General features: G+C 49.2%; 13 protein-coding genes. 4 read left to right on the top strand and 9 right to left on the bottom strand.

The window, feature by feature from the left end; genetic code table 11:
- The first annotated feature begins 69 nt into the window (after window positions 1–69).
- Complete coding sequence (gene cysB, locus K0504_RS15385) at window positions 70–1,044, top strand: HTH-type transcriptional regulator CysB (protein ID WP_220105042.1); 975 nt, start codon at window positions 70–72, stop codon at window positions 1,042–1,044.
- 13 nt (window positions 1,045–1,057) lie between these two features.
- Window positions 1,058–1,384 carry an antibiotic biosynthesis monooxygenase family protein gene (locus K0504_RS15380; protein WP_220105041.1) on the top strand — a complete coding sequence of 109 codons (327 nt, stop codon included), beginning with the start codon at window positions 1,058–1,060 and terminating at the stop codon, window positions 1,382–1,384.
- A gap of 13 nt (window positions 1,385–1,397) precedes the next feature.
- Here the strand turns inward: K0504_RS15380 and K0504_RS15375 are convergent, their stop codons facing one another.
- The 3 genes from K0504_RS15375 to pabB form a co-directional block, all read right to left on the bottom strand.
- On the bottom strand, window positions 1,398–2,768 hold the full coding sequence (locus K0504_RS15375) for an L-serine ammonia-lyase (RefSeq protein ID WP_220105040.1): 1,371 nt from the start codon (window positions 2,766–2,768) through the stop codon (window positions 1,398–1,400).
- Window positions 2,769–2,883: 115 nt separating this feature from the next.
- Window positions 2,884–3,471 carry a CoA pyrophosphatase gene (locus K0504_RS15370; protein WP_220105039.1) on the bottom strand — a complete coding sequence of 196 codons (588 nt, stop codon included), beginning with the start codon at window positions 3,469–3,471 and terminating at the stop codon, window positions 2,884–2,886.
- Window positions 3,468–4,853, bottom strand: coding sequence for an aminodeoxychorismate synthase component I (gene pabB, locus K0504_RS15365; protein WP_220105038.1), 1,386 nt, complete (start codon window positions 4,851–4,853; stop codon window positions 3,468–3,470). Before pabB ends, K0504_RS15370 begins: the two co-directional genes overlap by 4 nt.
- A 224-nt stretch (window positions 4,854–5,077) precedes the next feature.
- Between pabB and K0504_RS15360 the strand changes: the two genes are divergently transcribed.
- Window positions 5,078–6,604: a fumarate hydratase gene (locus K0504_RS15360; protein WP_220105037.1), complete on the top strand. Its 1,527-nt coding sequence runs from the start codon at window positions 5,078–5,080 to the stop codon at window positions 6,602–6,604.
- Window positions 6,605–6,678: 74 nt separating this feature from the next.
- Here the strand turns inward: K0504_RS15360 and K0504_RS15355 are convergent, their stop codons facing one another.
- From K0504_RS15355 to K0504_RS15340, 4 genes are all read right to left on the bottom strand, one after another.
- The gene (locus tag K0504_RS15355; RefSeq protein ID WP_220105036.1) at window positions 6,679–7,566 is read right to left on the bottom strand and encodes a MaoC/PaaZ C-terminal domain-containing protein; all 888 of its coding nucleotides are present in this window, start codon (window positions 7,564–7,566) and stop codon (window positions 6,679–6,681) included.
- 108 nt (window positions 7,567–7,674) lie between these two features.
- Window positions 7,675–8,169: a methyltransferase family protein gene (locus K0504_RS15350; RefSeq protein WP_220105035.1), complete on the bottom strand. Its 495-nt coding sequence runs from the start codon at window positions 8,167–8,169 to the stop codon at window positions 7,675–7,677.
- 5 nt (window positions 8,170–8,174) lie between these two features.
- Entirely contained in the window at window positions 8,175–10,328 is a 2,154-nt protein-coding gene (gene pta / locus K0504_RS15345) for a phosphate acetyltransferase (RefSeq protein WP_318837992.1), read from the bottom strand.
- A gap of 31 nt (window positions 10,329–10,359) precedes the next feature.
- The gene (locus tag K0504_RS15340; protein ID WP_220105034.1) at window positions 10,360–11,556 is read right to left on the bottom strand and encodes an acetate kinase; all 1,197 of its coding nucleotides are present in this window, start codon (window positions 11,554–11,556) and stop codon (window positions 10,360–10,362) included.
- Between the two features lie 326 nt (window positions 11,557–11,882).
- On the opposite strand from K0504_RS15340, the gene yfbV reads away from it, so the two are divergent.
- A complete protein-coding gene (gene yfbV, locus K0504_RS15335) occupies window positions 11,883–12,332 on the top strand; it encodes a terminus macrodomain insulation protein YfbV (RefSeq protein WP_220105033.1) in 450 nt (149 codons plus the stop codon).
- Window positions 12,333–12,437: 105 nt separating this feature from the next.
- On the opposite strand, the gene K0504_RS15330 is transcribed toward yfbV, so the two are convergent.
- Window positions 12,438–13,076, bottom strand: a complete 639-nt coding sequence (locus tag K0504_RS15330; RefSeq protein WP_220105032.1) for an energy-coupling factor ABC transporter permease — start codon at window positions 13,074–13,076, stop codon at window positions 12,438–12,440.
- Entirely contained in the window at window positions 13,076–13,816 is a 741-nt protein-coding gene (pflA, locus tag K0504_RS15325) for a pyruvate formate lyase 1-activating protein (RefSeq protein WP_220105031.1), read from the bottom strand. Before pflA ends, K0504_RS15330 begins: the two co-directional genes overlap by 1 nt.
- Between the last annotated feature and the right edge of the window lie 20 nt (window positions 13,817–13,836).

Below are 13,836 nucleotides of genomic sequence, written 5' to 3'. Positions count from 1 at the left end.
CAATGTAAATCTAGTTAGCAATTCAATCTGTTATGCCTGCATGCCTCGCTGGCAACTTGAGGAGTCTAAATGAAACTGCAGCAACTTCGTTATATTGTGGAAGTCTTTAATCATAACCTCAATGTGTCGGCCACTGCAGAAAGTCTGTACACCTCTCAACCCGGCATCAGCAAACAAGTTCGAATGCTTGAAGATGAGCTCGGTGTGCAAATTTTCGGCCGCAGTGGCAAACATTTAAGTCATGTCACCCCAGCGGGTCAACAAATTCTCCAAGTTGCTCGTTCAATGCTTGAGCAAGCCGACAGTATTCGTGCTATTGCCAACGAACACACGCGCCCTGACGAAGGGTTGCTAAACATTGCCACAACCCACACCCAAGCACGTTACGCTTTGCCAGATGTTATCAAAGGCTTTATGGATAACTACCCGAAAGTCAGCTTGAACATGCACCAAGGCACACCGGCTCAACTCAGCGAAGTGGCTGCTCGTGGCGAAGCCGACTTTGCTATTGCCACCGAAGCCATGCACTTGTATGCCGATTTAGTACGCTTGCCGTGTTACCACTGGACTCGCTCAATTGTTGTGCGTCCCGATCACCCACTGGCACGCAGTAGTAACATCACCATTGATGAATTGGCCGAATACCCCTTGGTTACCTATGTCTTTGGTTTTTCTGGTGGTTCTGCGCTCGACGAAGCGTTTGCCCGCGCCGGCCACAAGCCGCACATTGCGTTTACTGCAACTGATGCCGATGTCATTAAAACCTATGTCCGACTCGGACTTGGCGTTGGGGTTATAGCCACGATGGCAATTGATGGGGTGGTCGACCATGATTTAGCGACCATTAAAACGGATCATTTGTTTGAGCGCAGCACCACCAATATTTGCTTCCGTCGCGGTACCTTTATGCGTGAATACATGTATGACTTTATTGAACGGTTTGCCCCGCACTTGACGCCTGAATTGGTCGATAAAGCCATTGCTGCGCAGTCGCCTGAAGAGTCTGATGCGCTGTTTGAAGGCATCGACTTACCGGTTCGTTAGTCGAGGAAGCATTGTGTTTGTTGTAATGTTTGAGTTTGTTGTCAAAGAAGGCTGTGAGCAGGCATTCTTAGATGCTTGGCCGAAGGTCACTCAGGGTATTTACATGTTTAAAGGCAGCCTTGGCTCCCGCTTGCACCGTACCAAAAACGGTGAGCTGATTGCCTATGCACAATGGCCTGACCGAGCGACCTATGAATTGGCAAACCAGCAGACCATGTCAGAACAATATGAAACGCACCGAGCGCAAATGAGAGCGGCGCTAAACATCGAACAAACTCGAATTATTTATGAAATGGACGTTGCTGTGGATTACCTGCAGCGGCGACCCTTTGCAATATAACCCGAGCTTGGCGCTAACATTCAATCACATTCACTGCCAAACCGCCGCGAGCGGTTTCTTTGTATTTACTTTGCATGTCACGGCCGGTTTCACGCATGGTGGTGATCACTTTATCCAACGACACTTTATGCTGGCCCGAGCCTCGAAGGGCTAACCGAGACGCGTTAATGGCTTTAATGGCGCCCATGGCATTTCGCTCGATACAAGGCACCTGCACCAGGCCGCCAATTGGATCACAGGTCAGCCCTAGATTGTGCTCCATGCCGACTTCAGCAGCATTTTCAATCTGACCATTAGTGCCACCTAAAATGGCTGTGAGTGCCGCGGCCGCCATCGAGCAAGCCACGCCAACCTCTCCCTGACAGCCCACTTCGGCACCAGAAATAGACGCATTGTGTTTGTACAATGAGCCAATGGCGGTTGCCGTGAGGAAAAATGTTTCGAGGGTGTCATCATCCAATTCACCAACAAAGTGTTGGTAATATGCGAGTACGGCCGGAATGATGCCAGCCGCGCCATTGGTTGGTGCTGTCACAATGCGTCCGCCAGCGGCGTTTTCTTCGTTGACTGCCAGCGCATACAGGTTGACCCAATCCATGGCGTGCAGCGGATCATGACTCGTTTTTTGTTCGGATTTTAGTTGGCGTGCCAGAAGCGGCGCACGTCGTGGGAGTTTTAGCCCGCCGGGCAATACGCCCTGTGTGCGGCAACCGCGGACGATGGATTGCTCCATCACCTGCGCAATATTGCGAATGTGTGCCAATACGTCGCTGTAGTCGCACCATCTGGCTTCATTAGCTTGCATGAGCGCAGCAATTGTTAAGCCCTGTTGATCGCAATGCTGGCGCAGCTCGGCACAATTTTCAAATGGGTAGGGCAATGCGGTTTGCTGATTAGCTTGCTGCTGCGTTGCAAAATCCTCTGAGCGCACAATAAAACCGCCGCCAGTCGAGTAATAGTCTTGGCTAAAAATGCTCTGCTCGCCAACCAAGGCTTCAAGCCGCATCCCGTTGCTATGATCGGGAAGCGATTTTCGGTGATGAAACACAATGGCGCCGCGACGTGGGAATTGCACCTGGTGTTGCTCGAGAATGGTTAGTTGTTCCGTTTCATCAACGCCAGCGAGTAAGTCTTCGACCATATCAACATCAATGGTTTCAGGTTGTAACCCCATCAGGCCCAAAATCACGGCTTTACCCGAGCCATGGCCTTTGCCGGTTTGACCGAGCGAACCAAATAGCTCGCATCGAATATGAGTGACGGTGGTCAATTGCTTTTGAGCTTCAAGCTGGCGGATAAAATCATATGCTGCGCGCATTGGGCCAACAGTGTGAGAACTACTTGGGCCAATCCCGACAGTGAACATTTCGCGGACGCTAAACATCAAACATTATTTTCCATTAGAAGCTTACAGAACAGACTGATAGTAACCTTGCCCTTAAACGATCGCGATAGTGCCGAAGGACAAAAATACCGGCGAGCATTGGCAACAAATCTTGTCAGGTGCGTTCGGCTGTCTGAGTATGGCCAAAGAGGTGGCTATATAGGGTATGAATAATGCCTGCGGTCACGCCCCAAATATAGTCCTGTTGCCAGCGAATCCAGTAGACATCAAGGCTACGTTGATTTCGGGTGACCGTGTAACGGATATGATGTTGAGGGTTCATCAAGTGGACCAGCGGTACGGCGAATGTAAAGTCAACTTCACTTGGGTTGGGTTGCACTTTGGGTGGTTGCTTAAACCAGCCTAAATAGGGGCTAATGGCAAAACCACTATTTGACACGTATTTGGGCAAAGCGCCGATAAGGTTGTCGGGTGTGACGCCTATTTCTTCTTGGCATTCTCGCCAAGCGGTTGTGGCTAAATCACCGTCAGCCGCATCATAGCGGCCGCCGGGAAAACTAATTTGGCCGCCATGATGACGCAGGTGAGGAGCTCGTTGGGTAAACAAAACGTGCAATTGCTGATGTTGTTCGAATAGCGGGATCACCACAGCTGCGCGGTGTTGGAACTCCGCCTTGTGGTCATCGATTTGCAAAGGCTGCAAACTAAATCGGGTTAGAAATTGCTGGCGAGTCCTCGTCATTTCAATTGATTTAACGTTGGTAAGATTCGGCTTACCTTGTCATGGGTTTCCTGATATTCGGCGTTACATTCTGAATCGGCCACCAAACCGCCACCAGCCCAACAGAAAATGTTGTGGTTGAGATCGCTTAGTAAGGTACGAATGGTGATGCTTGTGTCCATCTGACCGTTTACTGAAATATAGCCGATGCTGCCGCAATAGATACTGCGGCGGTGCGGCTCTAGCTCGTCAATCACTTCCATCGCGCGAATTTTCGGCGCGCCGGTAATCGAGCCACCGGGAAATGCTCCTTTCAGTAAATCATACACATCGTACTGCTCGGCCAATTGCGCCTGAACGGTTGAAACCAAGTGATGTACCGATGGGAAGCTTTCAATGCCGAATAACAAGGGCACCTGAACACTGCTTGGGGTTGCAACTTTGCTCAAATCGTTACGCAGCAAATCGACAATCATTAGATTCTCTGCTCGATCTTTGTCGGCTTGAAGCAAGTCGGCGGCCTGTTGCTCATCATCTTGCTGGGTGCTGCCGCGCGGCCGTGTGCCTTTGATCGGTTTGGTTTCAATACGATCGCCTCGGCACTCGATAAAACGCTCAGGCGATAGACTTAAAACTTGGCCCTGAGGTGAATTGATATAAGCTGAAAACGGCCCGGAATTAACGCTTCTTAGCGCCAAGTAAGCGGCAAATGGTTCGCCACTGAAGCGCGCTTGATACCGCTGCGCTAAGTTCACCTGATAACAATCGCCAGCGCACAAATAATCTTGCACCGCGGAAAATTTATTTGCGTAGCTGTTGGCATTCATATTCGAGCGCCAATCGCTGGTTAGTTGAAACGACAGTTGTGACAACGGGGGAGATTCGAAGAGCTGTTTTTTTAAACCAGCGACAGCAGCTTTCTCGCCAACCAACCAAGCTTGTTTCGTTGATTGATCAATCACCACTGCGGCGTCATACCAGCCAACTGACATATCGGCGAAGTTGATGTCTGCTTCGGCAATGCTAGGAAGCCGCTCAATATAGCGGCCTAGATCATACCCCCAATAACCAAGCCAACCACCAACGAATGGCAACAGGTGATTGGTTGCTGGCCAACTTAACTGCTGTGCCAGCCAACGTAGCGCTTCGAACGGCAACTGGCTGAGTTCGCTGGGTAGGGACGGAACAAAAGAGCGGGCGTCGTGCAGTTCAACATGGCCTTGCTGAGCGACGACTTTTACGCTGGGCTGCCAAGCCAGAATATGAAACTGGCTATTGTTGTGAGAAGGGCTGGCTGAATCGAGCCAGATAAAATCAGCCTGTTTATAAAATCGTTGAGCCAAGGTACTTGGATCACCAAATCGGTGCCAATCCAAAGGCTCAATTGTGGCGCAGCGCGGCATCAAAAATCTCTATTCCAATGATTGAGTTAGTGACTCGAGTGACCCAGTTCGTATGGTATAAAAAAACACCCGTCAAACGACTAAAGTCCCCTAGTCGCATTGGGAGCCGGAGGTTATCATAGGCCCAGCGTGAAAAACATCTATACCCTATAAAACACTAAAAAACCAACGGGACGTACATAAGGCCAACAGCCCAAGGATTGCGTCCGATCCCGGAGATAACAATGACTATTATTCGCCAAGACGACTTAATTGAAAGTGTGGCTGATGCCCTACAATACATCAGTTATTACCATCCGCTCGATTTCGTTAATGCACTCGCTGAAGCCTATGAAAAAGAACAGTCTCAGGCTGCCAAAGATGCCATTGCCCAAATCTTGATTAATAGCCGAATGTCGGCAGAAGGGCGTCGCCCGATTTGTCAGGACACAGGTATTGTGACCTGCTTCGTCAAAGTCGGAATGAAAGTGCAGTGGGATGGCGACATGACCCTGCAAGAGATGATTGATGAAGGGACGCGACGAGCTTATAACAATCAGGACAACCCGCTCCGCGCTTCTATTGTTGCGGATCCCAACGGCAAGCGCATCAATACCAAAGACAACACGCCATCTGTCGTTCATACCGAACTGGTAGCGGGCGACCATGTTGAAGTGATGATTGCAGCCAAAGGTGGCGGTTCGGAAAACAAAAGCAAAATGGTGATGCTCAATCCGTCTGATGATGTGGTGGAATGGGTGCTTAAAACCTTGCCGACCATGGGCGCTGGCTGGTGCCCGCCGGGCATGCTTGGCATTGGCATTGGTGGCACCGCGGAAAAAGCGGCAGTGCTGGCAAAGGAATCACTGATGGATCCGGTCGACATCCACGATCTGATTGAAAAAGGTGCCGAAAATGCTGATGAGCAATTGAGGCTCGATGTCTATGAAAAAGCCAATAAGCTGGGCATTGGTGCGCAGGGCCTCGGCGGCTTGACGACAGTGGTTGATGTGAAGGTGAAGACAGCGCCTACGCATGCTGCATCGAAGCCGGTTTGCATGATCCCGAACTGCGCGGCAACACGCCATGTGCATTTCCATCTCGATGGCTCTGGGCCTGCCGAGCTGAAAGCGCCAAGCATTTCTGATTGGCCCGAGGTGACTTGGGAAGTCGGAGACAGCGCTCGCCGAGTTAATTTAGATGAAATCAGTAAAGACGATATTCAAGAATGGAAAACCGGTGAGACGGTGCTGCTTAGCGGCACGATTCTAACCGGACGCGATGCGGCCCATAAACGCTTGCAAGAGATGCTAAGCAAAGGTGAAGGGCTGCCTGAAGGTGTCGATTTTACTAACAAATTTATCTACTACGTTGGCCCTGTCGACGCCGTTGGTGATGAAGCTGTTGGCCCTGCAGGCCCAACCACATCCACACGGATGGATAAATTCACCGACATGATGCTGTCAGACACAGGTTTGATTGGCATGATCGGTAAAGCCGAACGTGGGCCAGCCGCGGTGGAAAGTATCAAGCAACACAAAGCCGTGTATCTGATGGCTGTTGGTGGTGCGGCTTACCTCGTTGCCAAAGCAATTAAGAAAGCTCGTGTTGTGGCATTTGAAGATTTGGGCATGGAAGCTATTTACGAATTCCAAGTCGAAGACATGCCAGTAACTGTTGCTGTTGATAGCACAGGTGAAAATGTTCATGTTCGCGGGCCAGCGCTATGGAAAGCGAAGATTGAAGACTTAGACGCTGCACTAAGTAAATAGCGCAGCACTATAGTTCGTATGCAAAAAAGCCCCTGAATAGGGGCTTTTTTCATTTAGGCGGCTTAATAATAAGCTTAACGTCGGTAATGCCCAGTCATTAATAGGCGACCATTCTCGTCTTCTAATCGAAGCGGTATGTCTTGCAGCCATTTGGCGTTGGCATCCAGTTGATGCAATAGCGTGTTAACACCGCCTGGCAGCCGGAGGGGGGCGGTAAAGCGCACATCAATTTCACTGATGTTGGTCTGAATATTGTTTTGCAGCACTTCTACGCTGCGAATAAAGGTGCCCATGCCGTGTAGCACTCGAGTGCCAAACGGCGATAGCTTGCCAACCCAGCGGCTCCAATGAATGGGGTTAAAATCACCGCTTAACAAGGCAAAATTACGACCGTCATATTGATTGGATTGCCAGTGGCCAATCACGCTAAACGCTTTGCTTGGTTCTGCTTTTTGGCTGCGTCGCTTGCTCGCAACGCTGGTTGGAAACAGGGTTTCAACTTGTAATTCAGCTGACAGCTCGTCATCACAGTAAATCGCGATGGTTTGAGTGACCCGTGCTTTACCGGGTAATTCTTTGATAGAGGATAGCGAGACCTTGGCAACTACGGGAGCTTCCCATGGGATCGGGCGGCTGATTTTAATCCGACAGCCTTGATTAATCACTTTGCTCAATCGGTAGCGAGTCAGCGATAGCTGTTTGATACACATTGGCATCGCCAGCTGAAAGAAAATATGAGTCGGAACTCGGGTGCTGTAGCGGCCTTTATCGCAACCTGCCCATTCCATGTAGTGGCTTAATAGGCGTTCGCTTGGCGTGGCTAATTCTGCCTCTAGCACAGGAAAACGATCAGGGTTTTTACGGGCAATAGAGAAGGGCAGAATTTCGCGCCCAATCACACCGGCAAAGGATTTGAGCATGGGGCCTTGCTCGAACAACAATCTAACAGGTACTCGTTCCATGATGTACTCGATAATTGGATTAACTAATTGTCAGTGAAGATTAAATACACTTTAGGCCGGCAAGGTTAATGGCAAAAGTGTATACAATGCAAGCAGCAAAAAGCGTCTTTAGAGCCAGCGTCTCGTTTGTTGGCAGTATTCATCGAATTGCAGACCAAATTGACCTTGCAACGCCCGCTCCTCAGGAATGATCTGAAAACGGCTCATATAGAGGTTAAATAACTGGGTGATGATAAGGCCAAATGGCTGCTGCCACCAAGCTGACCAGCCAAGCAACGCGATTAGCATGCCTAAATACATCGGATTGCGGCTAAAACGATAGATGCCGGTGGTAACTAGAGAACTGGCGTGATGAGGGTTTACTGGATTAACGGTGGTTTGATATTGGCGAAATTGATAGACACCTGTTATTGCAACGATAATGCCCAATGCCATTAAGCCTGTTGCCGTCAATGGCATCCAACTGGACATCTGACGGGCTTGGTTAACCGATTCAAAATATGAAAAAGCCGGACTGATAACAATCAGTCCGGCTGCAATTACCACCAGTAGTACCGGTGGTAATTTCAATTCAAGCCAATGGGGCTTTGCCAATAGCGTCATAGCGCTTACTTGGCAGCTTCCATTTGGTTCGCTTGAATTGCAGTTAAAGCAATGGTGTACACAATATCTTCAACCAATGCACCGCGAGACAAGTCATTCACTGGCTTGTTCAGGCCTTGCAACATTGGACCGATACTAATGAGATCAGCAGAACGCTGCACCGCTTTGTAAGTGGTGTTACCTGTGTTCAAGTCTGGGAAGATGAACACAGTGGCTTTACCAGCTACAGGGCTATTTGGTGCTTTGCTTGCTGCCACGTTTTCCATGACTGCTGCATCGTATTGAAGTGGACCATCAATGATCAAATCAGGACGACGCTCTTGGGCAATCTTGGTTGCTTCACGTACTTTCTCAACATCAGAGCCTGAGCCGCTGGTGCCGGTTGAGTAGCTGATCATGGCAACTTTCGGATCGATACCAAAGGCAATGGCAGACTCTGCAGATTGAATTGCAATTTCTGCTAATTGCTCAGCATTTGGATCTGGGTTAATCGCACAATCACCGTAAACCAGTACTTGATCTGGCAGCAGCATGAAGAAGATTGATGAGACCAGCGATGAAGTTGGCGCTGTTTTCACCAACTGCAGAGCCGGACGGATGGTGTTGGCTGTGGTGTGAACCGCACCAGAAACCAAGCCGTCAACGTCACCCATTTGCAGCATCATGGTGCCGAGTACAACGGTATCTTCAAGGTGCTCGCGAGCGACCACTTCTTCTAAGCCTTTGTGCTTACGCAGCTCAACCATTGGGCCAACGTATTGCTCTAGAACATCCGTTGGGTCAAGGATTTCAACCGATGGTGGCAGAATCACACCTTGCTGCTCTGCAACGCGGATGATTTCTTCCGGGTTACCTAACAATACTGGGCGAGCAATACCGCGCTCGGCACAGATCGCAGCGGCGCGAATCGTCCGAGGCTCTTCACCTTCTGGCAACACGATGCGCTTGTTGGCGCTGCGAGCCAGCTCGGTTAATTCATAACGGAATGCTGGCGGCGACAGTTTACGAGTCGCTTCTACGCCATCCATCAACTCCATCAACCAGTCGTTGTGAATGAATTGAGCCGCGTGCTCTTGTACCAAGTGCAAACGCTCAGCATCGTCAATTGGCAATTCAAGGTTGAAGTTCTGCAGCGTGAGCGAGGTTTGCCAAGTGTTGGTGTTAATCATCATCACTGGTAGGCCGCTATTGAACGCTTGCTTACATAGCTCCATTACCAGTGGGTTAGTTTCATAACCACCGGTAAGTAGCAATGCACCAATTTCAACGCCATTCATGGCCGCCAAACAAGCTGCTACCACGACGTCATAACGGTCAGCAGAGCTAACCAGTAATGAGCCAGGCTTAAAGTGCTCAATCATGTTTGGAATACTGCGCGCACAGAATGTAACGCTACGCAGGCGGCGAGTATCCGCTTGGCCTTTGTTCAGGTATTTCGCATCCAAGTGCTCTGCTAAGTCAGAAACACGAGGTGCAATTAGATCGAAGTTCCAAGGAATACAACCTAATAGCGGCACCTTCGAACGGCTAAATGCGGAGTTAATTTTGTCGATGCTGGCAGACAATGTTGCTTCGTTTTCATCGAACATTTCTGACAGATCAGGACGGTTACGACCTAATTCGTCAACAGGTGCGCCAACTTTGTTGACAATGACACCCATCAGGCGTTTGTTCTTGCTACCACCTAAGTTGTTGTAGGTGATTTCAACACGCTCTTTCAGATCTTTCGCTTTGTCATCGCCAGGGATGGTAACGAATACGATGTCAGCATTCAGAGCTGTGGCAATTTCAAAGTTCAGACGAGTTGCATAAGTGTGGCGACGGGTTGGTACCAACCCTTCAACAATCACTACGTCGCCTTCAGAGCAGTCGCGCTGATAACGTTCAACGATATCTTCAAGCAGGATGTCTTTTTTATCGCTACTGACTAAACCTTCGGCCATTTCTAGCGGAATGGAGTCAATAACTGGCGTACCCGTTGCGTTGGCAACGATACGAGTAGAGAGTTCAGGACCTTCGTAGCCGGGACGCGGCTGACCAACAGGTTTGAAGAAGGTGCTCGATAAGCCCAAGCGCTGGAAAGCATGCAGCAGGCCAAGGCTGATGGTGGTTAAACCAACGCCTTCGCCAATTGGGATCAGCATAATAGTACGTTGCACTGTGTATACCTCTTATTCTTGTTCTGGTTGCTTAAACGCCAGCTAAGCGGGCGCTGTCTTGGGCAATAATCCACTCTTCATTAGTTGGAATAACCAATGCTTTGAAGTTACTGTCTTCGGTGGTGATACAACCGTCGGCACCAAAACGTGCATCTAGGTTGCCTTGCTCATCCAGTTTCAGGCCAAAGATGCCTAAGCGCTCAATAACCGCTTTACGGGTATTCGCTGAGTTTTCGCCAATGCCGCCCGTGAATACGATGGCGTCAATGCGTGGCAGTGCTGCGGCGTAGGCGGCAATTTGTTTCGCCAAGCGGTACGTCATCACGCTGTGGGCGCGTTCCGCTTCTGGTTGGCCTTGCTCCATGCCTTCTTCAATGAAGCGGCAGTCGCTTGTTTTTTCGCTCAGACCCAATAAACCACTTTGCTTGTGAACCATGGTGTTGACTTCATCAAGTGAGTAACCAAGTTTGTCAACCAAGTGGAAGATGATCGCAGGATCGAAGTCGCCACTACGGGTACCCATGACAACGCCTTCAAGCGGAGTCATACCCATAGATGTGTCAATGGATTTGCCATCTTTAACGGCACAAATAGAAGAACCATTACCCAGGTGAGCCACAATCACGTTGGTTTCAGCAACGTCCTGGCCCAACATCTCAGCGGCTTTACGGCTTACGTATAGGTGGCTAGTGCCGTGCATACCATAGCGGCGCACGCCATGTTGCTTATACAGCTTGTATGGCAGCGCATACAGGTAAGCATTTTCAGGCATGGTTTGGTGGAATGCAGTATCGAATACGGCGGTTTGTGGTAATGATGGGAACGCCGCTTGAGCAGCGCGAATACCAATCAAGTGAGCCGGGTTGTGCAGTGGTGCCAATGTTGCACAATCTTCAATGCCTTTAACCACTTCTGGCGTAATCAATGCAGATGCAGTGAAGTTCTCACCACCGTGAACAACTCGGTGACCAATTGCAACGATTTGCTCATTAAAGCCTTCGTCACCCAGTAACTTAACTAGTCGCTCTAGTGCTTCTCGGTGTGCTGCGCCAGCGCCCAGCTCTTCTTCAACTTTTTCGCCATTGAGTTTCCACTTCATACGGGCTTCAACAAGGCTCAGGCATTCAGCCAAGCCGCTTAGGTGTTCGTCTCCCGTTTGAGAGTCGATTAGAGCAAATTTGAGCGAAGAACTACCGCAGTTGAGAACCAAAACAAGCTTAGTTTGCATGGCGAAACGTATCCTTTTATGTTCGATGTAGGAGATAACAAGCGATGCCGCAATAAGGTGAATACATAGTAGCCAAAGATGGCTCGATTTACCTTTTTTCGGGGCTATAACAAATCGATGGGTAATTCTGTAATTTTTTTACTGTTTTTTCCACTTTTAACCTTAATCTATATCAAATTTTGTTGGAAACTTTCATTGGAGGCGGCTGTACGAGATCTCAACTCCGCCAAATGAAGGTTATTTAGCCTTGAAATGAAGCGGTTTCGGCACTATTTATGGAAGAGGTAGTCGAATAGGTTGTCGGCAATACGTCACAGGTCGTTAGTATGAAAATGATGCAGGTATTTAAAGATGGACAGGATTATATGCGGGCTTGGCCAATGCGCCCTGAGCTAGCGCTATTGATGCCTGAAAACCGCATTATTCAGCTGACTCGTAAAGCGCAACTGTTCGTGCCGCTTTTTGCTGTGCTTGCGGTCTCTATGCCGATAGGGCTCAATTTGACTGATGCTATACCGCCCGCTGTTGCCTCGGCGTTACTAATGCTGAGTTTGCCGCTGCAAGGTCTTTATTGGTTGGGTAAACGTTCCGAATCGCCTCTGTCTGGCGGACTGAGAAGTTGGTACGGAGAGCTACATCAGTCGATGGTCGAACAAGGCTGTAAGCAAATACCTAGCCGCTGCGCTACACCTAAATTTCGCGATTTAGCGCTTGTTCTCAAACGAGCTTTCGAATCGTTAGAGCAGTTTGCTAAAGTAGATCGCCCCTCACATTAATGTTCGCCTAAGCTTCCCTGCAGGGAAGCCGCTCGATTCTTCTTCGTCTTCTCCCTCCAACTGAATAGCCATTTGCAGCTATTGAACGATAAAGGCCATCGGCCGCTAGTTATTCAAATATTCCGAATCTCGATAAGTGCACAAGTTGTGTGGCGTGTACACCGCAAGCACGGTGATTAGCATGCCGTTGAGTAAGGCCTCTGGAAACACCATCAAAGGCAGCATACGAAGTAAGTATTGATTGATTTGGTCGCTACTGTATTGCCCTGTGAGGTTGTACCACAGCGCTTGAATACCAATGCTCAAGGCGATAGCGACTGCTGCGGTTAGGAACGCATTGACAAAAATATAAACAAATAGATGACGTGGTAGGTACTTACGGCTGATGAGCAGCAGTAAATAGCTCATCACAATAATCGGGAATATATGAATGAGCCAGTGTTCGGGCAATTGTTGCCAGGTTATTTGATTGGTTGCGGCTAGTAACAACATGGCAGACGACGTTGCAATACAGCTTATTCGAAAGCCAAGAATTAAGGTCACCGCGGTTACGAGCAGAAAGTGTAGGGCAAGGCCTTCAATCAATTCTATTTTTAGGTGCCAAAGAACGGCAAGAGCGGCAATGCAAGTCGCGAAATTTCGAGAAAGGGTAGAGGAGTTACGGAGCTGGCTTAAGCACCAGCTCGGGCTTAGCTGATACAACAGCAAAGCCCAAAGGGCAATCCCCACCAAACTCCAAGTCATTAATAGATGACAGGTAAATCGTATGATTTAAAGATGGCCAGAATTTTTTCCATGATCTCTTTGCTTGGCGGGTGAACGTCGTTCAACTCATAGGTTTCACCCATGGCTTCCCACTTGTGTTTACCTAGCTCGTGATAAGGCAGCAATTCGACCCGCTCAATATTCTTCATCGGAGCGAGGAATTTTGCCAACTCATGGGCGGAAGCTTCATCATCGGTGTAACCGCCCACCACAACATAGCGTACCCACGTTGTTTGGTTACGTTCAGCTAGACGCAAGGCAAACTCTTTCGCATGGCGATTGCTGACCTTGGTCAGATCGATATGCTTAGCATCATCCATTTGCTTGATGTCGAGCATTACCAAATCACTCACATCAAGTAAGTGCTCAATTTTTTCACTGTGATGACGAACAAAGCCGTTGGTATCGAGGCAAGTATGAATGCCTTCGGCCTGACATGCTTTAAACAGCTCTGTGACAAATTCGGCCTGCAATGTCGCTTCGCCGCCCGATGCCGTTATGCCACCGTCAGACGCTTCAATGAAATGGCGGTAGCTCAACATGTCGTTCATGATATCGGCTACGGTTTTTTCATTGCCACCATCCACATCCCACGTATCTCGGTTGTGACAGTATTTGCAACGCATTAAGCAGCCCTGCATGAAAACAATGTAGCGAATGCCCGGGCCGTCAACGGTGCCGCAGGTTTCAACTGAGTGAATTCGTCCGGTAATACTCATATATGGTGTGGTTTCTTATT

It is taken from the genome of Neiella holothuriorum (assembly GCF_019457915.1).
GTDB lineage: Bacteria > Pseudomonadota > Gammaproteobacteria > Enterobacterales > Neiellaceae > Neiella > Neiella holothuriorum.
This window is presented reverse-complemented; position numbering and strand designations above follow the sequence as displayed.